Source organism: Pseudoalteromonas ruthenica, assembly GCF_008808095.1.
Lineage (GTDB): Bacteria > Pseudomonadota > Gammaproteobacteria > Enterobacterales > Alteromonadaceae > Pseudoalteromonas > Pseudoalteromonas ruthenica.
In genome coordinates this window covers 3,117,854-3,142,859 of record NZ_CP023396.1, presented here as the reverse complement: position 1 = coordinate 3,142,859, position 25,006 = coordinate 3,117,854, and the positions used below count along the sequence as shown (strand labels likewise).

Genomic DNA, 25,006 nt, shown 5'->3' with positions numbered 1-25,006 from the left:
CTAAAATTGTGCTTCGAAGCGCACACTGAAGGTGCGCGGAGCGCCTAAGGTTTGGTTGCCAAGTCCCGCTGGGGCTAACACAACATATTGCTCATCAAGCGCATTTTGCACTAAGGCATACACACCATAATGCTGCCATTGGTAGCCGACACGGGCATTGACCAGCCAGTGGGTGTCATTGCGTGGGTCTAACCCCTGCTCTAAGGGTGTGGATAGGCGTTGGGAGCTGCCGGTGTAGCTGGCATTCACATTGGCGACCCAACCTTGATGTGAGAAGTAATCAACTCCCATTAGCGCAGTCCATTGCGGCGCACCGGCGAATTCGCGTCCGCTGTAATTGGTCTCAACGCCATTAAAGAGTTGCACGAAGTCGTCAAACTCTGTTTGCGAATAACCAATACCGCCATAGAAGCGAGTGCTTGGGTTGAGCGAGTAACTTAATTCGGTTTCAAAACCTTGGACATGGGACGCGCCAACGTTGCGAACCTCACGATCATATTGGTTACTGGATAGATAGACATCAACTTGCTGGTCTTCCCAGTCCAAATAAAAGAGATTGGCGTTGAGTACTAAAGCGTCGTCAAGCCATACGGAACGCATTGCTAACTCGTAGTTCCAAGTGTATTCAGGGTCGAACGTAAAGGGCGTCGACTGGGCGATATTAGTGCCCACACCACCTGAGCGATAACCGCGTTGCACTGTAAAACTAGATGATACGTCATCATTGAAGCGATACGTAGCGCCCACTTTGGGCAGCCAAGCATCAAAGTCAGCGTCTTCAACGGGCTCGTCGCCTGAGGCGTCGGCGGCCATCGCGTATAATTGCTGATTAATGCCGCCAATCAGTTGTGCCAGCATGGGATCAAACGCATAGTCACTGGGTTGTGGTAGCGCTTGTTCGGTGCGTGCACTGATACTGATATCGGTGGTGTTGCCGTTTTCCTGTTGTTCGCGGTCATAGCGTAGGCCAGCGAATGCGTCCCAGTGGTTGTTTAGCTCATAGGTAAAATCAGCGAACAAGGCGGTGGTGGTGATCCCTTGCACATAATAGGCAGACTGGCTAATAAACAAGGGGTCAGCGCCACGGTATAATTGCAGAACTTGTTCGGCTAACACAGCGGGTAGTCCCAGCCCGCCAAACTCAGGGGGGGCTGTCAGTAACGTGCGTACACCCAGCTGCTCAAAGGTGACACCACGCTCGCCACTGCTGATGTCATTAACATCAACATCGGAATAGTAAAGCCCGATTAACCCACTGAGGCGTTCACCATCATAGGTTAAGCGCAGTTCTTGAGAAGTGGTTTTGTCTTCGCGGCGATCGGTGAGTGTTGATTGCGGTCCAACCATCGACGCATCGCCATCCCATTCATAGCCATACTTTGAGTTAGAGTAAGTAGTGATTGCAGTGAGACGCCAGAAATCAGTGAGGTCGTACTGCATATTGAGCGCATACATGTCGGTATCGGTAAACTCAAAGGTTGGTGAGTCGAGATAAACGTAACGATCATCGAAGATATCGTTAATCGGATAAGCCGTATTACCGCTTTGTGTCGCTACCCATTCGATGCCTTTTTCGTTTTCGCTGTGCATAAAGCTCAGTTGTGCTTCAAACTGGGGTAAGGCTGTCGGCGTATAGCGTAGCTTAGCGCGATAGAATTCATTGTCGTCAAAGTCCGACTCTTCACCGGTAGCCACATTGGTGTTGTAACCACCACTATCACGTTTTTCAGCACTGAGACGAAATGCCAGTTCATCCTCAACCAGGCCACCTCCAAGAGCAATGGCGGCCTCTTGAGCACCGTATTCGCCCATGCCCAGGCGAGCTTTCAAACTGTATTCTTGCTCTGCATCGCGGGTATTCATGACCACCGCGCCTGCCAGTGCATTACGGCCTTGCAGGGTCGATTGCGGGCCTCGAAGAACCTCCACCTGGCTGATATCCCAAGTAGAAAAGCCGCCTTGTTGCATCATTCTGTACGGCACAGGCGCGCCATCGATATACACACTGGCTAAACCGCCAGAGCCGCCGCCGGTAACATTAAACGCATCAATGCCACGAATATTAAAGCCTGCACCGTCAGTTCCAGATACGTTGGGGGTACGAGCAAGGACATCATAGAAGGTATTGAGGTTCTCACGCTCTACCGTTTGCTCTGTTATTACGGCAACGCTGGTGGGGGTTTCTTGAAGACCGCGATCAATTTTTTGACCACTGACAATAATCTTTTCGATATCCTGAACATCGGCGTGAACGGTTAAGCTGTTTGCTGCACATAACGCCAAAGTAATAGCAATGGCTAAGGGGGCGAGAGCGGGAGAGGACTTCATAATAATTCCCTGTATAAAAAATGAAAATCGTTCGCATTATAGATCTGTTATGTAAGTACAAACAATAATCATTTGTTCATTTTTTGCTAATAAAGCTGATTAATCGCTAATTTTTTACTTTCAACTCAATAGCTAAGGGATTAATTGTTATTTTTAGAGTGGTAGCACTATTGCAACACCCTCTTACTTCTCAACGCCGAGCACTGGCGAAAATAACTGCGCCGGAACGTTGCGCACACTAAATGACATACTCGTGGCAACCACCGAGGCAAGCACTAACGCAATAGCGATAACGCCGGATACCCCTAGCCAGCGAATAGCAGAGGTTTTGCGTCGCACTCGTAACCAGCCCATCACCACTCCGGCACCGCTCACAAAGGTCATCAGCGCGCCAAAGAACGCCCAAATGAGCTTAGTGCCGAGGCCGGCAAAGTTACCAAAGTGCAATGGATCGGCGGTGTCTTTTAGGCGCGGCACTAAGGGCAGCTGCTCGCCTTTTTGAATACCTAATACGGCACCTGTTGCTGGGTGCAAATAGACCTTATTGGCGCGTAGACGCAGCAGTATATCGTCGTTGTAACCGCGAATTTGGATAGCCTGATGACTGTGTTGTGGGTAGCTGATATAGCGAATATCTAAACTTGGGAAGGCCTGCTTCGCTGCTTGATAAGCGGCACTCAAAGTGAGCGGCGGGCGTGTGCTCTTTTCATTTTGATTGGCCAATTGGGTCACTGCTGGCGGCGGTGCAACATAATGATCTATCTTCGCCGTTTGTAGGCCGTGTTCAACTAAATACCATAACCCCGTTAGTGCCATCACCAAGATAAACCAGTAGCTCCACAAACCGAGGAGTTTATGCCAATCGGACCAGCTATTGCGCTTGCTAAGTGTGAGAGCAGCGGGGCGCTTCAAAAAATGACGCCACCACTGACGATATACGTAAAGGCTGGACACCAACAACACCACTAACAGTAAGCTTAAGCTGGTGATGATAAGCTTCCCCGTCCAGCCCATGGATAGGGTCATATGCCAGTTACGCAAGAATCGTGAGATACGCGCCCACGGCCCTTCTCCGAGTAATGCACCGGTGGCACCATCCACATACACGAAGCGAAAAGACCCTTGTATTTTTAACTGAACTTCAGTGGCGAGATAGTCTTGTTTATGGCGAGTTAGATACATCACCTGAGCACCGGGGTAATGCGTATTCAAGGTGCGTTCAATGGCGGCAAAATCGGTGTCGCCACTGTCACTGATAGCGCGAAACTGACTATCACTCAGGTACTCAAGCTCGTGACTGAGCGTTGCCAAAGTACCCGATAAACAAGTCACAAAAAGCAGGGCGCCAACAAACAGCCCTGCCCATGAGTGCACATTAAACCACTGCCTAGCGCTCACTGGTATTCCTTAAAAACGATACTTGGCGCTCACATAAATGCGACGAGGCTCGCCAGGGAAGTGCCCTGTACGGGTAATAAAGCCGCTGGATGCATACTCTTTGTCGAAGAGGTTTTTAACCGAGAGCTGCCATTGCCAGTTTTGATACTGGGTTTGCCATGCCATATTGTAAATGGTGTAAGGCTTCACCGGCAATCCACCTAGGCTCATTTGCTCGTCGACATAGTCTAAACCTGCGGAAATTGATGAGTTAAGCTGTGGCAACTCATAGCGAGTCCAGACTCCCAGCGTGTTTTGTGGCGCATTAGCAAACTTGTCGCTGTCGGGAATTTGGTTGCGAATGCTATCACTGGATTCGGTAATTCGTGTGTCGTTGTATGCATAGCTTGCGGTGATCACCCAGCGCTCGGTAATATCTCCCACCACTTCCAGCTCAATCCCCTTACTTTGCACTTCTCCTAAGGCCACCAGATCATCGGTGCCATCATTGCCAATATCACCGAGCAAGCTGGGCTGTAAAATATTCTCGCGAACAATATCGTAGGTGGCAATGTTCACCGCGAGGCTGTCATCGAAAAGCTTAGTTCTTAGTCCTAACTCATTGATACGGCTGTGTTCTGGGTCAAACGGGCCACCAGCTGCAGGGTCTTGATTGCTCGCGCTTTGCGGCACAAATCCGGTACCGTGCAAGGCGTAAGGGAAGAACATGTCATTGATGTTATAGCTGGTGCCGAGACGATAAGTTATATCGCTGTCGGAGAACTCGGTGTGATTAAGCTCATCACGGTCTTCAAAGTGATCGTAACGTAGCCCTGCAGTCACACTCCATTGGTCGGTTAAGTCGACTTGGTCTTGTGCATAGACCCCCCAACGCGTCAGCGTAGTCGCGCTCAAGCGAGAGGCAATGGCGTCCATGTTATAGTCGGCACGTGAAGTCAGACCATACTCAGGGTTGTGTAGGTCGAGCCCGGGCACGGGGCCGCCTTTACTCTGTTGCCGTGCAGTACGGTAATCGCCAGCAAAGTCATGTTTATACCAATCACTACCAAGCAGTATTTGATGCTGCGTATCGCCAAGTTGCAACTCAGCAATAGCGTTGGCTGTTAGACTAAAACCTTCATTTTCGCGTATTTGATCACGAAATTCGCGATGGCTCCAGTCAGCCATGCCGTCGTTGTCAGTATCGACTAGGCCGCGAGGCTCATGGTAATTCTGTAGTTCCTCGTTGTCGAAGTAACGTGCGGTGATATCCATTCGCCAAGTATCATTCAGGTCATGTTTTATAATGGCTTGATAAACATGGGCCTCAACGTTCTGAAAGTCAGTCGCTTCGTTGTGATTCCAACTAATGTCGGTGATGAAGTTACCTTGTTCGTCTACAGGAACGCCACGCAAGCGTGCGCCTCCTAGCTCTTGTTCTATATAGGTATACTGTAGCGTCAGCTCGGTATCGCGAGTGGCCAGCCAGGTATAGCCTAGATCGACAATGGTGTTGTCGGTGGTGGTGTTGGCGCGAAAGGGCTCTTCGCTATCACGGTATAGACCAACGCGATAGGCATGAGCGTCGGAGTCACTGATGGCGCCGGTGCTTTCAAACGCTCCGCTAAGATAATCATCATTACCTACCTCTAGTTCTACCGTGGTTTGCTCACTAAACTGCGGCTTTTTAGTCACATAGTTGATAATGCCGCCTGGGTTACCACTGCCATACACTGCGCCAGCTGGCCCTTTGAGCACGGCGACTTGTTCAATATTAAATAGCTGGGGAACGGCAAAACCATTAAATGGGTCGCCCTTTACACCATCATAGAGAATTTCGTCTTGGCGAAAGCCGCGAAAGGTCACCCCTGAATAACTAAACGCATTAACGCCGGCGATATTGCTGTATAAATCGGTGATCTGCCGTGCAGCTTGATCGTTTATTAATGCTTGTGGCAGTACCTGAATCGACTGTGGAATTTTTTCCAAAGGCGTATTGGTGCGGGTACCGAAACTTGATTCTGTTGGCCGATAAAGAGAAAACGCGCGACCAACTACCTCAATTTTCTCTATGGTGTCGTTATTCGCTTGATCTTGCTCGGTGGCCGTATTGGCAAGAGCAAGAGCCGGTAAAGAGCTAATTACAGCTAAGAAAATAGAACGGTAGCGCATAGTTATTGTAGTAAGTAAAACTGAAAACAGAACTTAAGTATAATGAAAACAATTATCACTTACAATGTGGTTGTATAAGGCTTATATAAAATTGAGCAATAGTTAGGAGCACTCTCGATGCTTTATCTTGGCTCTGAAAGCGATAAAAATCTCAATTTATTTAGATGGTTACTATGTGGTTGTGATAGAGAGAATCACCGTTGTTTGTTGATGATGTAGGCACAGCTTGTATAAATAAAGTAACACTTTATTGATCTTTTATTATCGTTACCGACGTAGTTGAGTTTGCTGTCTCACTTAAAAAAAGGAAAGCAAACGTGAAAGACTATCTGAAATTAACGCTTATAGCAGGTTTGTTGGCGCTTACTACTGCTTGTAGCGATGATGATGACAACGATACTGCTGTCGTCGAACCGCCCGAAGCGCCCATTACTACAGTGGTTGATGTTGCCGCTGCGTCTGAGGATTTTGAAACCTTGACCGCTGCACTTCAGGCCACCGGGCTAGATGCCACTCTCAGCGACACCGACAGTCAATTTACAGTGTTCGCACCCACTGATGACGCTTTTGCCTTGCTTGGGCAAGAAACCATTGATGCCTTGCTTGAGGACCCTGATACCCTCTCGGCGATCCTCACTTATCATGTTTTGGACTCTCGGGTCAGCTCAAGTGCCGCAATTGACGCCGCAGGCTCAACTGTTGCGACAGTCAATGGTGCAGCATTGGGCTTGTCTTTATCTCGTGACGAGTTATTGGTCAACACGGCAACCGTGACCACCACGGATATTAGCGCCAACAACGGCGTGATCCATGTGATTGATGCGGTATTGACGCCGCCACAATCGCAACCGCAGCAGCCAACGATGAATATTATTGAAACAGCGGTTGCCAGCGACGACTTCACCACCTTGGCGGCGGCCCTTGAAGCGACTAATTTGGTCGCAACCTTGAGTGACGAATCGCAGGAGTTCACTGTTTTTGCTCCGACTGATGCGGCTTTTGCGGCATTAGGGCAAGCCACTATCGACACGTTACTGGCCAACCCAGAAGTGCTCAAAGAGATATTGTTGCAGCATGTTGTCAGTGGCTCGGTAGACTCAATCACGGCATTTTCTTTGAATGGCCAACAAGCACAGACGGTATCAGGCAATCAGATAGATATAACCATTGATGGTGAAAACGACACGCTAAAATTTGGTGATGCCACAGTGACCATGACAGACATCCAAACTACTAACGGTATTATCCATGTGCTCGATACCGTTGTTGTTGGTGAAGTTCAAGTCCCGGCACCAGCACAATCTGTGGTCGATGTCGCCGTCGGTAATGGCAACTTCAGCACTTTGGTGGCGGCTTTGCAAACCACAGGGCTGGATACCACTTTAGCCGATTTAGAGCGTGAATTTACCGTTTTTGCCCCGACCGATGCGGCCTTTGAACAACTTGACCAAACTACTGTCGATGCGCTATTTGCCGACGCTGAAGCGCTATCAGATTTGTTGCTTTATCACGTACTTCCTGATGCCACAGTGCAATCAGACGCGGCCATTGCTGTGGCTAACTCAGAGCAGCCGATGATCACCATGGCCAATGGCGATACAGCGACGTTATCGCTGCAAAATGACATGTTGTACATTGACAATGCGCAGGTAACCACCGCCAATGTGGCTGCTGACAACGGTGTTATTCATGTGATTGATAGCGTGCTAATGCCGCCTAGTGAGCAGTCAATCGTGGATGTTGCCGTAGCCGATGGTAATTTCACAACCCTAGTCAGTGCGTTGCAAGAGGCTGGGCTTGAGCAAACCTTGGCAGACTTAGAGCGCGAGTTTACGGTGTTTGCTCCCACCGATGCGGCGTTTGATAAGCTTGACCAAGCGACCTTAGATGCGCTGTTAGCCGATCCTGAAGCGCTTACAAATGTACTTTTATATCATGTAGTTGCTGATGCTACGGTGAGCTCTGATGCGGCCATTGATATCGCTAATTCAGACAACCCAATGGTCACCATGGCCAATGGTGATATGAGCACTTTGTCACTGCAAGATGGAGCGCTGTATATCGACGAGTCGGTGGTGAGCTCGGCGGATGTGGCAAGTGACAATGGCGTCATCCACGTCATCGACACCGTTTTGATGCCCATGCAATAAGTACAACTCAGTGTAGACAGCCGGCCCGCTTATTTAAGCGGGCTTTTGTGCTTGTTGTGGTACAGAGTTAAAAGGTGTCTTTAAGCATAGCCATCATCTCGCTGACACTGAGCTGTGCAGTGCTATCAAAATCACTGAGTAAGGTGTCGGCTAATTCGCGCTTGTGCTGATGCAGGGCGAGAATCCTTTCTTCAATGGTGCCTTTGGCAATGAGTCGGTAGATGGTTACTGGTCGTGTTTGCCCCATACGGTGAACGCGATCAGAAGCCTGTTGCTCCACCGCTGGGTTCCACCAAGGATCCATATGAATAACATAGTCGGCCGCCGTGAGGTTCAAGCCTGAGCCACCGGCTTTAAGGCTAATTAAGAACACTTCCCCTTGGCCTTGCTGGAAGGCCTCAATACGTGCTTTGCGCGCAGCGGCTGGGGTGCTGCCGTCTAGATATTGATAGGCGATGCCACGGCGCTTAATATGCGCTTCCAATAACCGCAAATGACCGACAAATTGGCTAAAAATAAGTGCTTTATGATGATTCTCAAGTAGCTCCTGTAGTAGTTCATCAAGGGCTTCGAGTTTACTACTGGTTAAGGTGCTTTGTGGCATTGCTAATTGTGGGTGACAACTGGCCTGACGCAACTTAGTCAACTGCGCCAACATTTGGATGCGTTGTTCACCGGGATTATCGAGTTGCTCTAGTTGTTGCAGTTCCTCAAGGGCCTGCTGGCGCAGCGCTTCATAAAAATGCTGTTCTTCGTCGCTCAATGGGACTAACTGGTTAATCTCTGTCTTTTGCGGCAGCTCCTGCAAAACTTGCGACTTTAAGCGGCGTAGCATAAAAGGTTTGATCAGTTCCTTGAGCGCCCGGCGTGCCTTTAATGCCTTGGCCGGCTCCTGCTCGGCATTCTCAATGACGTGGGTAAAGCGGCGACTAAAGCGTTTTAAGTTGCCCAGCAAACCAGGATTAATAAAGCGAAACAAACTCCACAGTTCGGTGAGGTTGTTCTCAATGGGGGTGCCTGTGGTGATCAGTTTAAATTCGCCTTTTAGGGCGTACGCGGCGCGAGTGCGTTTAGCCAGCGGGTTTTTTAACGCCTGAGCTTCGTCGGCAATAATGCTATGCCAGCGGATGGGCTCAAGTAACTCAATATGACGCTGTAGTTGCTGGTAGCTGATCACTAAACCATCGCCGGCGCCAAGCGCCTGCACTTTCTGCGCTCTTGTCTGGTGATCTTTTAGTTCTGAGAATTGTGTTAGCGTTAAGGTCGGAGCGAAGTGCTGCGCCTCTTGCTGCCAATTAAAGCACACCGAGGTAGGGGCAATGATCAGCGCTGGGCCATCCCCGGCGCGGGCAACTAACACCGCCAAAGCCTGCACCGTTTTACCTAAGCCCATATCATCGGCTAAACATCCTCCCGCCCCCCAGTGGGCGAGACGCATGGCCCAGTCAAAACCTTGCAATTGATAGTCGCGCAAATGTGCTTGAAAGGTGCTGGGGAGTGGCGGCTGTAACGTATTGGCTTCACGCATGCGGCGATCTAATTGCTCCCAGCCAGGCACCGTTTGCATGCGCATACCCGTGGTATGGTCGCGAATTAAGCGGCTGGTTAGCGGGTGATATAAGCCCTGATCTGCCGCCCCGCTGAGCACTTCGAGCTGCTGTTTGAGCTGCTCGCTGAGCGCCACAATACGATTATCTTCCAAGGTAATAAAGCGCCCCCCACTGGTAGCAAAAGCGGTGATCAAAGCTTGCCACTCCAGCACCTTGCCATCGTCCAATGTGGCGCTGCCGGTAATATCAAACCACTCATTTTTTTGGCTGATACTGAGTTGTAAATGCTCACTTTTTAGTGGCTGCGTTAAGGTAATAGCTTTTCCTCGCGGCCAGCGCAGCTTGAGCGGTAAATCAGGGTGCTGGTTGGCTAACGCCAATTGTAATTGCTCTAACGTGACCAGCGCAGGTTGCCAATCAGGTTGTGACAAGCTGGTGTCGGTCATGGCCTGGAAATCACTGCAATGCTCATCGAGTTGCTCGAGCAAACGTTGTTCGTAGGCGAGATCGCGCTGTAGAGCAATACGCTTGCCGTCAATATGAGCACTGACATTGCGGCTGCCCACCCCCGGCTTCATGGTCGGGCCATGCTCGCCAAAAGGCATCACTACGCAGTCGAACTTTAACCCTGACGCCAAAGGGGTAATGTTGATCACTAATTCAGCAGCGGGTGCTGTTTGTATGAGTGCTTCGCCGATGCCATCGATGTCTGACTCGATGTTTATCAATGGCGCAATGGCGCGGATGCTTTGCAGTGCTTTTGCTTTCGCGTGACTGGGTATGGTGAGCCCCGCTTCGCCAACGATATTAACCACTTGCAGATGCTGTTGCTGAAAAATGGTGAACTCACACACCCCAGGGCGAGGCATACGTACCGAGGTAAGTGGCGGCTCTGCCTGATAAATCTGGGTGGGCAACTGGGCGATACTGAGGCTAAGCTCATCGCCATGGGTGACGATGCGGAGGCTAGGCTCGCGCTGCACCAGCTCCAAAGCATGGCCTTGCTCATCAACAATATTGTCGGCGCCGACGGCACAGGGTAGGGCGCTGGCAAGGGGTAAATGGTATTCTTTGCTGCGGTAGAAGTCATGGCCGGTGCGCACGTCGATTTGGGCGCAGATAGCCTGGTCTTGGTGGCTCAGGTTAAAGCTCTGAGGCTCTTTATGCAGGCGCTGTAACGACACGGCTTTGCCTTTACTCCAACCATGTTTACTGCGTTTTTGTTGTTTTGGTTTGAGTGTTGCTGCAAAACGCTCAGAGGTTAATTGCCATACTAACCGTGTGTCTTCATCGCGTGTGTTGTCAGTTTGAGTATCGAGTGCAAGCAGCTGTTCAAGGGCGATATCCCAGCTTTCTTGGCTTCGGAGTAAATGCGCAATATTGATGGGAGCGTCGGTAGATAAGCCGTCAAATTGCTGCAAAAATGCGCCAAACAGCTGGCATTGGCTATGTTCGAAGAAACGTTGAGCAGGGTCTTTGAGCGCTAATAACCACGGCTCCGGTGATTGCGAACTCCAGCGGTACGCTGCCAGCGCAAACACCACATAAAGCTGATAATTCAACTCCCCTTTGCGACAGAACCCCAAGTAATCGGCGCGAAATCGGTAACTATCACGGCCTTTGAGATGATGCATAAAGCGCCTTAAAACCAACTCGATAGTCAGTGCAAATTCGCTGCGTTGCTTGTCTTGTTGTTGGTGATCCAGTTGCTGCTCTAGGGTCTGCAAGGGGCTGCGGTCTTGGCCACTGCCTAGAGTGAGCAAGGTGAGTTGGTAAAAAAGGCCGTAGATCCCTTCCAGATATTGCTTTTTACGCCGTTGATATCGACTTTTGGCCTGTAGTGCCTGTTCAAATAACTGCTTCGCTGCTGCGAATTGTTGTTGTAAAAAAGCAGCACTGCCTTGCAGTAATAAACTATATAACTCGGTATCTTGCGGATTAATATGGGCCGCGAGTTGAGTGATATCGCCACGCCATAGATATTGCTCCGCCTTTAAATTGTGTAGCCAGGTGTTGTCCGGCACTGCGACACAAGCTTGATGTAAGTACTGCACTAGTACTGCCGTGCTTTGGCCTTGTTGCCGATGTGCTGCCAGTAGGGTGGCGAAGGCTTGATACTGTAAACGTGCATCCAGGGTCTTGAACTCATCAAGGTTAAAGGGGTGGAACACCAAGCCGCACAGCGCTGGACTTTGTTGCCAATCAAGTTGTAGTGGATTTTTAGGCAGTGCCAACAGCTCCATCACCCGCTTGTGTTCACCAAGGAAATACATATCGCGAATAAGGCGACGCTGATCGGCGGTTTGCTCTTGCCACTGGTAACTACTCAACACCGGAACCACGGTCTCGGCAGCGGTTAACGTTGCCAAGTAATGATTTTTAGCTATGGCACTGCGTACTAGTGAATTGGCGACTAAACGGTTAATGACCACGCCGTGGCGACTTTGCTGCACCAGTTCTAAGGCTTTTAACTCGGTAATGGCATGTTTCAAGGTTTTGTCGCTGAAGTGCGCGATTGCAGCCATGTCCGGATGCTGCACAATGCGTGTCAGGGCATGCAACTCAATCGGTTTATAAATGGCGGCTAACACTCGGGCAAGGTGTTGTTGCTCTTGGCTAAGCTCATTAAAGCGGTGCAATAGCTCAGCAATGGTGTCGTTCAATTCAGCGGTTAGGGCGATAAAATGCATGGTTATGGCAGTGCAATGGTGGTTGCGACACGCTAGCAAAGCCAAGGTTTTTGCACAAGTGGGTTGTTTTTGCCTGTAACCCCCCAAGGTCTATAAGGTCAGTTTAATTAAAAGGAGAGTGTATGAGCGAGAAAATTGTGTTGATCACTGGCGCTTCCAGCGGCATTGGTGAAGCCACGGCACGTAAACTTGTGGCTGAGGGGTATAAGGTGGCGTTGACCGCGCGCAGTGAGGATAAGCTTACTCAGTTGGTACAGGAGCTTGGCGAAGACTTTGCCGTAGCGTTTGCCTGTGATGCCACCGATTATGATGCACTTAAAGATGTTGTTGAGCGTACGGTGATGCATTATGGACGCTTGGATGTGGCTTTTGCTAATGCCGGTACTGGAGTGAGCAAAGCGGGCACAGAAAAGGGCGACCCACAGCAATGGCAGAAGATGATAGACATTAATATCAATGCCTTGTTATATACCGCTCATGCCAGCTTGCCACATTTGCGGAAAACCCAAGGGCAATTCATTCTTACTAGCTCGGTTGCTGGGCGCATGCCATTGAAGGGGTCTATTTATGGCGCGAGTAAGTGGTTTGCCTATGGCTTTGGGCAAAACCTGGCACTAGAGATGGCCCAGTGGCAGGGGCGTTGCACCACTATCACCCCAGGCATGGTGGACACGCCATTTTTCGACGAACCGAAACCGGATAAGCTTGCCGCTGACGATATTGCCGACGCGGTTTACTATGCTATCAGCGCTGATGCTAGGGCGAATGTGCGTGAGGTGCATGTCATGCCGACACAGATGGACAGCTAGCAATATTGATAAGTAAGGGCCGCTTGGCGGCCCTGTCACCTTAGCGTGCCAGTTCGAGAATGGACTGTGCAACCTGAGGGGTAATATCACCGTGTTCGCCGAGTTCATGCAAATCATTGCGACGCAGGTTCTCAGCTGCTTCGCTAGCCGCTTGGCTATCTAACCCGTAATCACTGAGGCGGGTTTTCACCCCCATCTGCTCGAAGAAATCTTGCACCGCTTTGATGGTGGCATCGATGAGTGCCTCTTCATCGGCATTCTCTAGAGCGAAGACACGCCGTCCTAGCTGCATGATTTTCTCACGCTTTTGCTCTTTTTTCACAAACATTAGCGCCGGTAGCACAACGGCCAAAGTTTGCGCGTGGTCGAGGTTGTAAAGCGCTGTCAGCTCATGGCCTATCATGTGCGTGGCCCAATCTTGCGGCACGCCTTTACCAATTAAGCCATTAAGTGCCATGGTCGCTGACCACATGATATTAGCCCGTACAGCGTAATCATGCGGTGTACTTAGCGCTTGCGGGCCCTGCTCAATAAGAGTCGACAAAATGCCTTCGGCAAAACGGTCCTGCAGCGGCGCGTTCACCGGGTAGGTTAAGTACTGTTCAATCACATGGACAAAGGCATCAACCACACCATTAGCCACTTGCCGAGTGGGCAGCGAATAGGTGTAAGTTGGGTCTAACACAGCAAATTGGGGTTGCACTAAAGGCGAGCCAAATGCGCGCTTTTGCTGTGTGGCCTTTTTGGTAACCACCGAATTACCGTTACTTTCCGACCCCGTGGCCGGCAGCGTAAGCACGGCGCCAATAGGCAGCGCGCTTGTTACCTCAGCCCCTTCAACGAGAATATCCCAACCATCGCCAGGATAGTGCGCTGCTGCGGCAATATATTTCGCTCCATCGATCACGCTGCCACCGCCAACGGCAAGAATAAAGTTGATATCCTGTTCTTTGACCACTTGCAGAGCCTCACTGAGAGTTTCATAGGTGGGGTTAGGCTCCACTCCGGCGAACTCAACAAATTCGAACCCGGCAAGGGCGGCGACGACATCGTCATAAACGCCGTTTTTCTTAATTGAACCGCCACCGTATAGCAATAAGATCTTGTCATTGCTATTAAGGCGCTCGGCGATAAGCTTGCTTTGGCCTTCGCCAAAGAGGATCTCTGTGGTGTTTTTAAATTCAAAGTTTAACATGGTGTTACTACCCTACTGGCTACGTTGACGCAATGCGGAAATAAGTGCATCGGCAAGTTTGTTATCGGAAAAAGGGTTTTGCGCGGTGATCAGCTCTCTATCAACCACTACATTAGGTTGCCATTTGTCGGCAAAGCTCATATCGCCACCGGCTTGGGCCATGGCTTTGGCTGGATAATAACGTAGCTTTTTACCTGCCAACGAAGCTTCAAAGCTGGCTTCCTCGGGATTTGAGAAAATAGTCATACGGTAACCATCATAGAGCCAGTCTGTAGCTGACGCGTTTTGCCCAGAGGCAATCTTTTGCTCGTAAGCGCTGGGGTTTTGCTGTGCTGATAACAGCGCGATAGGCCCGTGGCAAATAGCCGCTGTTGGTTTCTGCTGACGATGAAAGTGCGCCAAAATGGTGCCTACTTCTGGGTTATTGGCCAAATCTATCAAAGGTGCGTGGCCACCAGGAATGAATACGCCGCTGTACTGGTCTAGGCCGTTGTCGATCACTTGCGTGAGGCTCAAGGTGTCGTTAATGCCATCTAAGTTCGCTACGACCTTTTTAATACGTGCCATTTCTTGTTCATTACCCCCAAAGTACATGGCTTTGACCGAGTTTTCATCTACTTGTGGGGCGTTCCCTTTCGGTGTTGCAAGCACTAACTCATAGCCCGCTTTTTGTAACTTATCAGCGGGTACGCCAAATTCATTGAGGTAATACCCTGTTTCATAGGTACTGCCATCGGCGAGGGTCATTTGCGTTTCACTGGAGAGCAGCACCAGCACTTGCTCTGCATTGCTATTGGCGCTAACGGTCGCCGTGGTTAGTAAGGTCGCCACAGTGGCGATTAGGGTGGAAATTGATTTGATACGCATACTTGCTCCAATCAAGTTTAGGATGAGACAAGTATAGCGGAGGGCTATAATAAGCAGAATTCAGTTTAATTTGGGTTAGGTATAAAATATCTGATATCAGTTTATGTCTTACTTTGTGCAATTACGAACCTTCGTTGAAGTCTATCGCTGTTTGAATATCTCTCGAGCGGCGAAAAATCTAGGGCTATCGCAGCCGGCGGCGACAGCGCATATTCAAACGGTGGAGTCGGCCGTGGGAAAATCGCTCTTTACGCGCCGTCATCGCGGGGTTGAGCCGACCAACATAGCGCATGAGTTGGCGGCCCAGTTGGGCAGCCATTTCGATGCCATAGAACAAAAAATGGCGTCAACGCGCAGTCGCTCTACCGATGTGCAAGGAACCATTACCCTCGCCGGGCCCGCCGAATACATTAGTTACGTGGCCTCCGCGCAGCTTGCAAATCTATTGCAGGGGGGCAATGTGACGGTCACCATCTTGCCCGGTAACCGCGAGCAAATTTATTCGGCATTGGACAGTGGCAATGCCGATTTAGCGATCACCGCCTCATTACCCGATAGTAAGGTTTATGACTATCAGGTGCTCGATAGTGAGAGGCTGATGCTGGTTGCACACCGCTTGCTTGCCGATGCGCTTGCCCAAGCACCAATCGATGCCAGCGTTTTAAACACTTTGCCAGTGGTGAGCTACGATGCTCAGCTACCGCTTATTCGAGAATATTTTGATGTGATTTTTAAAGCTCACTGTCGCTCGCCAATCGTAGCGACCTGCCCTGATATTCGTGCCCTGGCGGGGATTGTGCGCACCGGCGTGGGTTATTCGGTGTTGCCGGACTACTTGTGTCATGACGATATTCGCAGCGGACGTTTGGTGCAGTTGGGCCCCGAAGGACCGGAAAACAATATTTATTTGGCCTGGCGTAAAGGCGCGTTGGCACATCCTAGAGTTAACTATGCGCGAGATATTATGATGGCGTTTTCCAACATTAATCGCTACGCATTTCATCGCGAATAAGTGTATTGGCTCTTTTGTTTTGCCTGTACTAACACCACAATAGAGTTTTACAGTGCCCATGGGAGGGAATGATGTCGGTAGAAAAAACCCGCTTAGCCATTTGTAATCTGACCAAAGAGCAATACCCACAGATTAAAACACTGATGGACGAAGCTTACCCCGATTTAGGTGGTGCCTGGCCTAGCCACACGATTTTCCGTTTGATTGACCAGTTTCCTGAAGGGCAAATTGGCATTGTTGATGATGAGCAGTTAGTAGGCATCGCCCTCAGTGTGCAGGTTGACTATGCGCGCTTCTCTAACCCTCATACTTATGATGATATCGTCGATGGTCATGACCGAGTGTTTAGCGACCCTAATGGCGATGCATTGTACGGCTTAGATGTGGCGATTGCCGCGAGTCACCGAGGCATGCGTTTAGGAAGACGTTTGTATGATGCGCGTAAAGAGCTATGCCGGCAGTATAATTTAAGGGCTATTTTAGCCGGAGGCCGTATACCGCTCTATCACAACTATCGCGCCCAGATGTCGCCTATGGAATACATCGAAAAAGTGGATAGGAAAGAGGTGTATGATCCAATCCTCAGCTTTCAGCTTGCCAACGACTTTCAGGTCAAGCGGCTGTTAAAGAAATATCTGCCAGAGGATGAAGAATCGGTGGGTTATGCCACCTTACTGGAGTGGAATAATATTCTCTTTGAGCCTACCGATACAGTTATTGAAAGCACCAAGTCGATTGTTCGTGTGGGTGCGGTGCAATGGCAGATGCGCAGTGTTGAAAGTGTCGATGAGCTGCTTAAGCAAGTGGAGTATTTTGTCGATACTGTTTCCGATTACCAAAGTGATTTCATCCTCTTCCCTGAGTTTTTCAATATGCCGTTGATGGGCATACAAGAACATCGCAGCCAGACCGAGGCGATTCGCTTTTTAGCTGAGTATACCAGCACGCTTGTTGAGGCGATGTCGCGTATGGCGGTGGAGTACAACGCCAATATTATCACCGGCTCAATGCCGGTTGCTGAGAATGACACTATTTATAATGTCAGTTACCTGTGCCATCGCAGTGGTAAAGTGGATGAACAACGCAAAATCCATATTACACCTCATGAGGCCAATGATTGGGTGATCCAAGGTGGTGATAAAATAGCGGTATTTGACACTGATGCCGGACGAGTAGGAATTCAGATTTGCTACGACGTAGAGTTTCCCGAACTGGCGCGTATTCTAGCCGAGCAGGGATTGGATATTCTCTTTGTACCCTTTTGGACTGATACCAAAAACAGCTACTTACGCGTGCGCCACTGTGCCCAAGCGCGCGCCATTGAAAATGAATGCTATGTAGTCATCGCAGGCAGTGTGGGTAATTTACCGGAAGTGGAAAGTTTAGATGTGCAGTACTCGCAAGCTGCGGTATTAACGCCATCGGATTTTTCTTTTCCTCATGATGCTTGCTTGAACGAAGCCACGCCTAACACTGAGATGTTGTTGTTCTCTGATCTTGATATGGATAAGTTGAAAATCCTCCACAGTGAAGGCACAGTGCGCAACCTTAAGGATCGTCGCGATGATCTGTACCAAGTAAAGTTAGTTAAAGGAGCCTCTTAATGGCGTGGTTGTATTTGATTTGCGCAGGGTTATTTGAAATTGGTTGGCCAGTGGGGTTAAAACTGGCTCAGGAGCCACAAACGCGCTGGTTAGGGGTAGCTATGGCAATTGTATTTATGGGTGTTAGTGGCTTTTTACTTTGGCTGGCGCAAAAGACCATTCCCATTGGCACAGCCTATGCGGTTTGGACAGGCATAGGCGCCGCAGGCACCTTCTTGGTTGGGGTGTTCTTCTACGGCGATAGCTCATCATTAATGCGTTATTTCGGCGTGTTATTGATTATCGCTGGAGTGATTACCTTAAAGGTGGCGAACTAGGGGTAGGTGACGGTGATTAAATCACCGTCGACCACACACTTAAAAATTTTATCATTTATCCATTGTTGGCTTACCATATAAGTGCTTGTGCCCACCTCCTCTTGAGTGGCGACGACATCCTTATCGATATGCAGTAACTCGCCACTACTAGGTAATAGCATTGACATCCAACCATATTCCTCTGGGGTACCTAGGTGTAAAACCCAAAACAGCCTTGCTTCTTGCCAAAACATATAAGTGTATTCGCTGCCTTCGCGGTAGTGAGCAACATAAAAGTGGTGCTGCCCCGATAGTTCAGGTCTTCTTTGCTCGATAACGTGTAATAAGGTGGATTTAAAGTAGTTAAAACCTGGGTTATCCGTTATGGAAGTTAGCTCTTTATCTTCAGAGTGAGCCTGTGCAGTGAACATTGTTAAGAGAATAACGATAAGGGTAATATAAGTGAGCTGCTTAGTTCCTTGCATGGGGTGTTCCTTTTCTTTCCGTGCCCAAGAATACTACTACATACAATGGCTATTAAATAAATGAGATAAGCAGTTTTGAGCCTAAAAGCGGTGCCTATACAACAGAGGCTTTTTCAATTCTAAGCGAACGCAGAAAAGGCGGGCAGCGACAACAAGTAAGGGAAGATGCTTGCTCTCACCTTTAAAGTTAAACCAGGAGATTTAAACAATGAAGAGCTATCGCTTTTTCGCTTCGATTATTTTTCTTTTATTAAGCCAATTCGTTAGTGCTTCTGATTGCCTCACTATCAAAGTTACTAAGCCTATTGAAGTTGTTAATAACAAAGCCGATGTAGAATTTACTCAGGTAAAGCTTCTCCATAAAGATAAATCAGGAATTTGCTTGCCGACCCAAGACACTTATATTCTCAGTTACGATGAGAATAACATGCCGTTTTTGGCTGCCAGGATACAAGGGCACACACCGAGTATCACTTTCGTCAATAAAAACGGTGTTGATTATGCGCTTGTGAAGTATTACTCGGGGAACAAACTGCTAGTTTTAAAAGGATTTGTTTATAAACACTCTAGCCTGGAAGCGATCGACGACTTTACACTGACGAGTAATATCAGCCGCATAGAAGTGAGTGATACCGATATCACCGTCTATAATTCAGAGCATCATGAAGACGACGTCACAAGAACGTCGACTACTTTTGGCTTCGATACATCGGGTACGTTTATTAAGTAGTCGATATAAATATTTTAGCTCGGCATTCCCTACATGCATGTTGAGCCATAAATATTGTGTTATTTCACCCTATCGCCTTGTCCGTTACCCACCACAGTTAAAAAGATGTACTTGAAGTATTTTTTTAAGCTCATGGATTCAATCATTTTCTTGTCAGTCGTAGCTAGTAGTTTGGGAGTTGACATATCTATCTCACTAACTTGGGCTAACCCAGTTATACCAGGTCTAACGGAGTAAATATCTAATTTCTCCCTTTCTTCCGTCAATTCAATTTGACTAAATAACCCTGGTCTTGGTCCTACAATGCTCATTTCCCCTCTCAGAACATTCCATAGCTGAGGAAGCTCGTCGAGCTTTGATTTCCGAAGAAACTTCCCCAGTTTTGTTATGGAATTAGAACTAGCTAGGTGGGTGGCTACAGACTTCGTGTCGACTGTCATTGTTCTGAACTTTACTAGTACAAACTCTTTTTTATCCTTTCCAACTCTGACCTGCGAGAAAAGTGGCGAGCCGGTATCAAATAAACCAATGACATATATGACAAGTAGGATAGGTGAAAATAACATAAGCCCAAATAAGGCGAATAAGAAATCTAAAGTTCGAATCAATTTTATACTCTCTATTTGTTTATATTTTTTAAGATTTTGATACTAGTAATCAAATTTTATTTGATTCATGGAAAGCAGATTTTTCAAGAGATTCCTCAATAGTGAGAGGCGGTTTCCAGTCTAATAAAGATATGGATTTATTCATTTCTATCGTAACGTTTGATGTTATTTTTTCTAAAGCCTTTTCTTTTCCAATAAGCTTTAAAGCAGGGCGTAAAATAGACCACGGCAAAGATATTAGTAAAGTGCGTTGCTTATAGGACGATATAATCTTATTTACGAAGTCTGATGTGCTAATGTCCTGTTCGTCACTCACTAAAAATACTTCATTTGCCGCATTAGGATGTTCGATAGTAACTTCGATAAAGCTGATTAGATTATAAATGGATACAAAGCTTCTCTGGTTATCAATTCCTCCCATAGGAATAATAGGAGTTTTCTTGACTAATCTTACTAGCTTTTGAAAGTTTCCTGGAGCAAAAGGCCCATAAATTAACGGCGGGCGAATTATAACGTATTCCATATCAGATGAAGCACAAATAGCTTGTATCTCTTGCTCGGCTAAATATTTTGATCTTGAGTAGCTTTCTTTTGGGGCAGGTATATCGCTGGCTGTAAAAGGGGTGCTAGATGATGAGCCATTAACACCTATAGAGCTAAGCTGAATAAAGCGTTTACACCCAAGCATTGCAGCTTTTCTTGCCAAATATTTTGTTAGCTCTACATTGACCTTTAAATAATCACTCTCTGTAAGCTCGGGTTTATGAGCCGCTCCTGCGAGGTGAATAAAAACATCACATGAAGAGTTTTTTAGCGCATCTTCTAAGGCAGTAGCGAAGTCATCGGCGTAATAATGAGATACACTTTTATGTTGAAATGAGACTAAACTTTTCTTTCTGTTAAGGGTAGATACTTTATAGCCTGACTCGCATAGCTTCATTAGCAGGTTGTTTCCTACAAAGCCGGAACAGCCTGTCATTATTATATGGGGCTTTTTAAAAACGCTCATTTTAGAAAATAGTTATTGTAAATGGAGGGGCTAAATTTTTTTACGCACACTATACTTAAATAACATAAAAGATTGTAAGAGCTTTTAGCAACTGAGCATTTTCCAACATCTCTCAATATCTGCCAATAAAATTTGATGGCATCAACTTTGCTCTTTGATAAAGAGCCACCTCTGATTCTATATTGAGCAAGAGATGATTGCAGTCCATATGCATGTCCAGTTAATTTAAGCAACTTAAGCCACAGAGCATAGTCTTGCCTCTTCCTATACAGAGGCATACTCTGTTTGCCTAGCGTAGCTGTGTCATACATCACTGTTAAACACCCTATATAGTTAGACTTAAGAAGATCACTAAAGCTAACTTTTTTAGGGCATTCAACTTCGTTTAAGTACTTACCAGTCTCACTGATATTTGAATATCCAGTGAAGCAAAATTGATATCCATTTGAAAGCATGAAATCAACTTGTTGTTCTAGCTTTTCTGGACTCCATAAATCATCTGAGTCTAAAAAGGCGATAAACCTTCCTGAAGCCATATCAATCCCTCGATTACGAGTCCCCGCTCCACCCAAATTGCATTCATTTACGAGCAGCTTTATCCTATTGTCGGCTAAAAAAGGCTCCACTTTACTAATGGTCTGGTCTGTTGAGCGATCATCGATGATGATTAGCTCCCAGTTACTATATGTTTGTTCTATAACTGACCTAATAGACTCTTCAATATAGTCTTCGACGTTGTAGGCAGGCATTATGATAGATACTGATTCCATTTAACTCTCATAAGCTTTAGTAGATAAAGCAAAACTGATTCCGGCAAAGGTCTGCAAGATTTGTAAACGGCTATTATAACCTGACTTCTCTAAGTTTATTAAGTAATCCCTTGTTACCTGCCTTAAGTTTTTGTTTCTCTATTGCACCTACTATGCATAAGCGTGAGCAAGACTAAAGTAAATATTTAAACACATATAACCCGCTGTTATCCCCACATCACTGCAATTGCTGCTATAGCAATCAGCAGCAGGCCTAGGCTATCACGGCGTTTTACTGGCTGTTTGAGCCATAGATAGGAGATTAGCATAGTGAAAAATACCTCCACTTGGCCCAAGGTTTTTACATAGGCGACGTGCTCTAAACTCATAGCACTAAACCAGCCAATAGAGCCAATGCAGCTGGTTAAGCTGATCCAAGCCGTTAGTCGCCGATATCGCCATAAGCTTAATAATGCGGGCCGATCTTTATAGCCGAGATAGGCCAGTAAAATGAGGGTTTGTAGGGTAATTACAAACAATAACACCCAAGCAGCACTATGCGGAAAGGTCAGTCCTGAACTGAGGCTCGCTTGGCGCACCCATAAAGAGGTGAGGGCGAAACTACTGCCACAGGCAAGCCCCAGCAACACCGTTGGCCCATTGAGAGCGCGTAAGCTTGGGCCCGACAACAGCATGACCGCAATGGCGCCGAGAATAACCCCAAACCAGCCCAATATCGAGAGCGTTGAGCCAAAAAATAACATACCTAAAATAGCCGCGACCAAGGCTTCGCTCTTTGCCAGCCCTGCGCCCACAGCGTAGTTGTTCATTTTGAATAACCGTACCATCAAGGCGGTGGCGAGTATTTGCATCAGCGCTGCGCCAACGACGTAGTAGAGTAAGGTCGGTGATGGTGTGATCAGTCGGGTTGGTTGGACTTGGTAAAGTACAACAAGATAAACACCAGCGAGTGGGCCGGCAACGATAAACCGTGCGAGGGTGACCGCAAGGCTGGAGGTATGGCAGCTCAGCTGGCTCTGCAGAGCGTTGCGCCAGCTTTGCGAAAAGGCCGCTAACAATGTCAACAACACCCAAGCCATGAATTCAACCAACAAGAAAAACTTTAAGTTATCATGGTGTTGTAGCGTTGGCGAATGAGGAAATTAGATACTCATTATTAACCAAGGTAATAACTACCCCAAGGCACTTGTAGGCGTAGGTAGGATAAACCCAATACCAAGCCAAGCCTGATATTGGGTGCATATCATCGTGCGCTTAAAACCCGGCTACCGGGCCTTTAACAAACTTCTGGGTGGGGGTGAATTTCAGCATCCGAGTGTGGTCACTTAACTCAACATCCACCAACTTGAATGGCCCCGTTGCCGCTGTGGCAACGTCGAAAGGCAGGTTAAAGGTATCAACACCTTTTATCTCTTTCGCGACCTCGACAGTAGCCAGCTTGGTTGCCTTACCTGCTACCATTCCTTGCAGCGTAGCGCGAATAGCGTAACGGCCTTCATCACTCACATTCACCGGTACGCTGGCTTGGAAACGGTTATTACCGAGCGCACTTACTTTTGCGGTTTTCATGGTAATAGTGTCTTTACTATACACAAAAGGTAGTTTTATGGTGCGCTTAACCTGTTGGCCGTTAATGTTTACTGTGGTGTCGGCTTCTATTTCATAAAATCCTTGCGCCGCTCCTACATGCTGTAACGGCTGGCTGAAAATCACTTTACCATTGGCGTAACGAGCAGAGAGTTGTTCATCCACCGGGCTGTGAACGCGCAGCGAAACATTGTTGGCAGCCTTGCTAGCGTTGCCCTGCTGCGCCATAGATAAATCCATAGCAAGAGAACGCTGTTGTTCATCGACCCTGAAATCAGCGTGGGCTTTCAGTGCATAGGGCGAACCTTTCTCTACCACATGCACTAAGTATTGGTCATCGTCACCCAATGGCTGAGTACTTTGCAGCATCGGTTTGCCCTGCGCACTGACATTTTTGAGTTGAATGGCAACACTGCCATCTTTAAAGCCCGCTTGGTGCATTTGTTGCTGTGCAGCTATGCTTTTTAGCGCCAGTGTGGCGTTAGTTTTTGCATCTCGCAGTTGCAGTTTATCCATTTGCAACTGCTGCGGTTTAATCACGGTGCCGCTGTCAAAACGCGCTTTTGGCGCAACGCGGATGAGGTGGTCGGCTTGGGTTACGTGCACAGCCACACCTTGTTTAAGCTCTCGACCACTGACCGTTTGCCAGTATTCATGGCTGCTTTTTGTTAACTGTTGCAAGCTGGTGTTGTCGCCTTGATATACATTAGGCCACTGATATATGGTTTGTTCATTGGCCATTGCGGCGCTGGTCATCATCGCCAGAGCACTCAGGGTTAGTGTGTATTTCATGTCTGGCTCCTATATTCTGTTTTTCAGCATATCGCCCAGGCCAAAGCAGTCGCGACGACTTTGCTGGTGGCTTAGTGGCTCACTGCCACGGGTGCGTGATTTATCGGTAAACCATACCGAGCCCGCTAGAGCTTGAGAACTGCACTCCAGAAAGCCGTCGGAGCAGTTATCAAGCCAGTTTTGCGTGACCTCTAGGCCAACTTGATTTTGATAACCACCGCAATAACTATCCGAATCCCACACCGCAGATTCAACGTCGCTGCCGATCACGGTTTCAAAACGTGAGGGGAGGGTTGGGCGATTCGGTGTACCTTTTAACCACTCGGCATTATAAGCAGCCATCCAAGATACTTGCTGTTGTTTTACTGCGTCATTGCCGTAGCCGAGGATCCAACCTAACCCTTGTTCAAAGGTGTTACCGGCAATCACCGCATCGGCCAAAGGGGTGCCGCCACTGGAAGGGGCCAAGGCGATGGTGTGATTGACTTTATTGATGATACTTGGGTAACGGCTATCCCACGTGGGGTTGGAGAGGATCCAACGCACGACATTGCCGCCGTTTGAATGAGTGATCAGCGTTAAGTCAGTAATATTTTTGTTGGCAATAAAGCTGTTTAATGAGTCGGCTAGGCAACCTGCGGCGCCTTCGGCCCACATAAACTGCTCAAAGTCACAATTAATCACCGTAAAGTTATTGGGGTTGGCAATGCCTTGGCGAACCTTATCAACAAAACCACTGGTCCAGTAGTCGTTATAGGCATCGCTTTGCTGGCCTGTGCCGTGAATGAAGGCAACGCCCTCAGTTGCAAAAACGCCTTGGCTCATTCCGAGCGTAAGCGCGAGAGAGATTAGTTTTATTTTCATGTGTGTTCCTGTTGATTGTTATTTCCATCAGGGTAGAGGTGTGACCTCCGATCAGAAAATAGACTAAAGAGGTACAATTGCAAGCTGAAATTTACAATTATTTAACCTTGG

19 protein-coding genes are annotated in these 25,006 nt (G+C 48.0%); 6 read left to right on the top strand and 13 right to left on the bottom strand.

Features of this window, described 5'->3' with window-relative positions:
* The 3 genes from PRUTH_RS14810 to PRUTH_RS14800 form a co-directional block, all read right to left on the bottom strand.
* On the bottom strand, positions 1–2,328 hold the full coding sequence (locus PRUTH_RS14810) for a TonB-dependent receptor (RefSeq protein WP_151173610.1): 2,328 nt from the start codon (positions 2,326–2,328) through the stop codon (positions 1–3).
* Between the two features lie 183 nt (positions 2,329–2,511).
* A complete protein-coding gene (locus PRUTH_RS14805) occupies positions 2,512–3,726 on the bottom strand; it encodes a PepSY-associated TM helix domain-containing protein (RefSeq protein ID WP_045979396.1) in 1,215 nt (404 codons plus the stop codon).
* A 9-nt stretch (positions 3,727–3,735) separates the two neighbouring features.
* A complete protein-coding gene (locus tag PRUTH_RS14800) occupies positions 3,736–5,877 on the bottom strand; it encodes a TonB-dependent siderophore receptor (RefSeq protein ID WP_151173609.1) in 2,142 nt (713 codons plus the stop codon).
* Positions 5,878–6,194: 317 nt separating this feature from the next.
* On the opposite strand from PRUTH_RS14800, the gene PRUTH_RS14795 reads away from it, so the two are divergent.
* The gene (locus tag PRUTH_RS14795) at positions 6,195–8,027 is read left to right on the top strand and encodes a fasciclin domain-containing protein (RefSeq protein WP_151173608.1); all 1,833 of its coding nucleotides are present in this window, start codon (positions 6,195–6,197) and stop codon (positions 8,025–8,027) included.
* Positions 8,028–8,094: 67 nt separating this feature from the next.
* On the opposite strand, the gene PRUTH_RS14790 is transcribed toward PRUTH_RS14795, so the two are convergent.
* A complete protein-coding gene (locus tag PRUTH_RS14790; RefSeq protein ID WP_151173607.1) occupies positions 8,095–12,267 on the bottom strand; it encodes a DEAD/DEAH box helicase in 4,173 nt (1,390 codons plus the stop codon).
* 122 nt (positions 12,268–12,389) lie between these two features.
* Between PRUTH_RS14790 and PRUTH_RS14785 the strand changes: the two genes are divergently transcribed.
* On the top strand, positions 12,390–13,076 hold the full coding sequence (locus tag PRUTH_RS14785) for an SDR family oxidoreductase (protein WP_151173606.1): 687 nt from the start codon (positions 12,390–12,392) through the stop codon (positions 13,074–13,076).
* A gap of 40 nt (positions 13,077–13,116) precedes the next feature.
* On the opposite strand, the gene PRUTH_RS14780 is transcribed toward PRUTH_RS14785, so the two are convergent.
* The gene (locus tag PRUTH_RS14780; protein WP_151173605.1) at positions 13,117–14,271 is read right to left on the bottom strand and encodes an iron-containing alcohol dehydrogenase; all 1,155 of its coding nucleotides are present in this window, start codon (positions 14,269–14,271) and stop codon (positions 13,117–13,119) included.
* A 12-nt stretch (positions 14,272–14,283) separates the two neighbouring features.
* Positions 14,284–15,138: a type 1 glutamine amidotransferase domain-containing protein gene (locus PRUTH_RS14775; RefSeq protein ID WP_151173604.1), complete on the bottom strand. Its 855-nt coding sequence runs from the start codon at positions 15,136–15,138 to the stop codon at positions 14,284–14,286.
* A gap of 103 nt (positions 15,139–15,241) precedes the next feature.
* Here PRUTH_RS14775 and PRUTH_RS14770 point away from each other — a divergent pair, with 103 nt between their 5' ends.
* The 3 genes from PRUTH_RS14770 (at position 15,242) to PRUTH_RS14760 (ending at position 18,071) form a co-directional block, all read left to right on the top strand.
* Positions 15,242–16,150, top strand: a complete 909-nt coding sequence (locus PRUTH_RS14770; protein ID WP_045979389.1) for a LysR family transcriptional regulator — start codon at positions 15,242–15,244, stop codon at positions 16,148–16,150.
* A 71-nt stretch (positions 16,151–16,221) separates the two neighbouring features.
* Positions 16,222–17,754: a carbon-nitrogen hydrolase family protein gene (locus PRUTH_RS14765; RefSeq protein ID WP_022945005.1), complete on the top strand. Its 1,533-nt coding sequence runs from the start codon at positions 16,222–16,224 to the stop codon at positions 17,752–17,754.
* Positions 17,754–18,071, top strand: coding sequence for a DMT family transporter (locus PRUTH_RS14760; protein WP_138548803.1), 318 nt, complete (start codon positions 17,754–17,756; stop codon positions 18,069–18,071). Before PRUTH_RS14765 ends, PRUTH_RS14760 begins: the two co-directional genes overlap by 1 nt.
* Here PRUTH_RS14760 and PRUTH_RS14755 read toward each other — a convergent pair.
* Positions 18,068–18,535, bottom strand: a complete 468-nt coding sequence (locus tag PRUTH_RS14755) for a hypothetical protein (RefSeq protein ID WP_151173603.1) — start codon at positions 18,533–18,535, stop codon at positions 18,068–18,070. The two genes, PRUTH_RS14760 and PRUTH_RS14755, sit on opposite strands and share 4 nt — an antisense overlap.
* 208 nt (positions 18,536–18,743) lie before the next feature.
* On the opposite strand from PRUTH_RS14755, the gene PRUTH_RS14750 reads away from it, so the two are divergent.
* Positions 18,744–19,265, top strand: coding sequence for a hypothetical protein (locus PRUTH_RS14750; RefSeq protein WP_151173602.1), 522 nt, complete (start codon positions 18,744–18,746; stop codon positions 19,263–19,265).
* Positions 19,266–19,324: 59 nt separating this feature from the next.
* On the opposite strand, the gene PRUTH_RS14745 is transcribed toward PRUTH_RS14750, so the two are convergent.
* The 6 genes from PRUTH_RS14745 to PRUTH_RS14720 all read right to left on the bottom strand — a co-directional run bounded on the left by PRUTH_RS14745 (position 19,325) and on the right by PRUTH_RS14720 (position 24,895).
* A complete protein-coding gene (locus tag PRUTH_RS14745) occupies positions 19,325–19,873 on the bottom strand; it encodes a sugar transferase (RefSeq protein WP_045979385.1) in 549 nt (182 codons plus the stop codon).
* A gap of 49 nt (positions 19,874–19,922) precedes the next feature.
* A complete protein-coding gene (locus PRUTH_RS14740) occupies positions 19,923–20,882 on the bottom strand; it encodes an NAD-dependent epimerase/dehydratase family protein (RefSeq protein WP_151173601.1) in 960 nt (319 codons plus the stop codon).
* Positions 20,879–21,652 carry a glycosyltransferase family 2 protein gene (locus PRUTH_RS14735; RefSeq protein WP_151173600.1) on the bottom strand — a complete coding sequence of 258 codons (774 nt, stop codon included), beginning with the start codon at positions 21,650–21,652 and terminating at the stop codon, positions 20,879–20,881. Before PRUTH_RS14735 ends, PRUTH_RS14740 begins: the two co-directional genes overlap by 4 nt.
* Before the next feature lie 206 nt (positions 21,653–21,858).
* Positions 21,859–22,731, bottom strand: a complete 873-nt coding sequence (locus PRUTH_RS14730) for an EamA family transporter (RefSeq protein ID WP_151173599.1) — start codon at positions 22,729–22,731, stop codon at positions 21,859–21,861.
* A 175-nt stretch (positions 22,732–22,906) separates the two neighbouring features.
* Entirely contained in the window at positions 22,907–24,031 is a 1,125-nt protein-coding gene (locus PRUTH_RS14725) for a DUF4785 domain-containing protein (RefSeq protein ID WP_151173598.1), read from the bottom strand.
* Positions 24,032–24,040: 9 nt separating this feature from the next.
* The gene (locus tag PRUTH_RS14720; RefSeq protein ID WP_022945011.1) at positions 24,041–24,895 is read right to left on the bottom strand and encodes a lipase family protein; all 855 of its coding nucleotides are present in this window, start codon (positions 24,893–24,895) and stop codon (positions 24,041–24,043) included.
* Between the last annotated feature and the right edge of the window lie 111 nt (positions 24,896–25,006).

Excerpts from the sequence above, each read along its gene's own strand:
- PRUTH_RS14810 (WP_151173610.1), bottom strand. The coding sequence starts at position 2,328 with ATGAAGTCCTCTCCCGCTCTCGCCCCCTTAGCCATTGCTATTACTTTG.
- PRUTH_RS14800 (WP_151173609.1), bottom strand. The coding sequence starts at position 5,877 with ATGCGCTACCGTTCTATTTTCTTAGCTGTAATTAGCTCTTTACCGGCT.
- PRUTH_RS14790 (WP_151173607.1), bottom strand. The coding sequence starts at position 12,267 with ATGCATTTTATCGCCCTAACCGCTGAATTGAACGACACCATTGCTGAG.
- PRUTH_RS14785 (WP_151173606.1), top strand. The coding sequence starts at position 12,390 with ATGAGCGAGAAAATTGTGTTGATCACTGGCGCTTCCAGCGGCATTGGT.
- PRUTH_RS14780 (WP_151173605.1), bottom strand. The coding sequence starts at position 14,271 with ATGTTAAACTTTGAATTTAAAAACACCACAGAGATCCTCTTTGGCGAA.
- PRUTH_RS14775 (WP_151173604.1), bottom strand. The coding sequence starts at position 15,138 with ATGCGTATCAAATCAATTTCCACCCTAATCGCCACTGTGGCGACCTTA.
- PRUTH_RS14770 (WP_045979389.1), top strand. The coding sequence starts at position 15,242 with ATGTCTTACTTTGTGCAATTACGAACCTTCGTTGAAGTCTATCGCTGT.
- PRUTH_RS14765 (WP_022945005.1), top strand. The coding sequence starts at position 16,222 with ATGTCGGTAGAAAAAACCCGCTTAGCCATTTGTAATCTGACCAAAGAG.
- PRUTH_RS14760 (WP_138548803.1), top strand. The coding sequence starts at position 17,754 with ATGGCGTGGTTGTATTTGATTTGCGCAGGGTTATTTGAAATTGGTTGG.
- PRUTH_RS14755 (WP_151173603.1), bottom strand. The coding sequence starts at position 18,535 with ATGCAAGGAACTAAGCAGCTCACTTATATTACCCTTATCGTTATTCTC.
- PRUTH_RS14750 (WP_151173602.1), top strand. The coding sequence starts at position 18,744 with ATGAAGAGCTATCGCTTTTTCGCTTCGATTATTTTTCTTTTATTAAGC.
- PRUTH_RS14740 (WP_151173601.1), bottom strand. The coding sequence starts at position 20,882 with ATGAGCGTTTTTAAAAAGCCCCATATAATAATGACAGGCTGTTCCGGC.
- PRUTH_RS14735 (WP_151173600.1), bottom strand. The coding sequence starts at position 21,652 with ATGGAATCAGTATCTATCATAATGCCTGCCTACAACGTCGAAGACTAT.
- PRUTH_RS14730 (WP_151173599.1), bottom strand. The coding sequence starts at position 22,731 with ATGGCTTGGGTGTTGTTGACATTGTTAGCGGCCTTTTCGCAAAGCTGG.
- PRUTH_RS14725 (WP_151173598.1), bottom strand. The coding sequence starts at position 24,031 with ATGAAATACACACTAACCCTGAGTGCTCTGGCGATGATGACCAGCGCC.
- PRUTH_RS14720 (WP_022945011.1), bottom strand. The coding sequence starts at position 24,895 with ATGAAAATAAAACTAATCTCTCTCGCGCTTACGCTCGGAATGAGCCAA.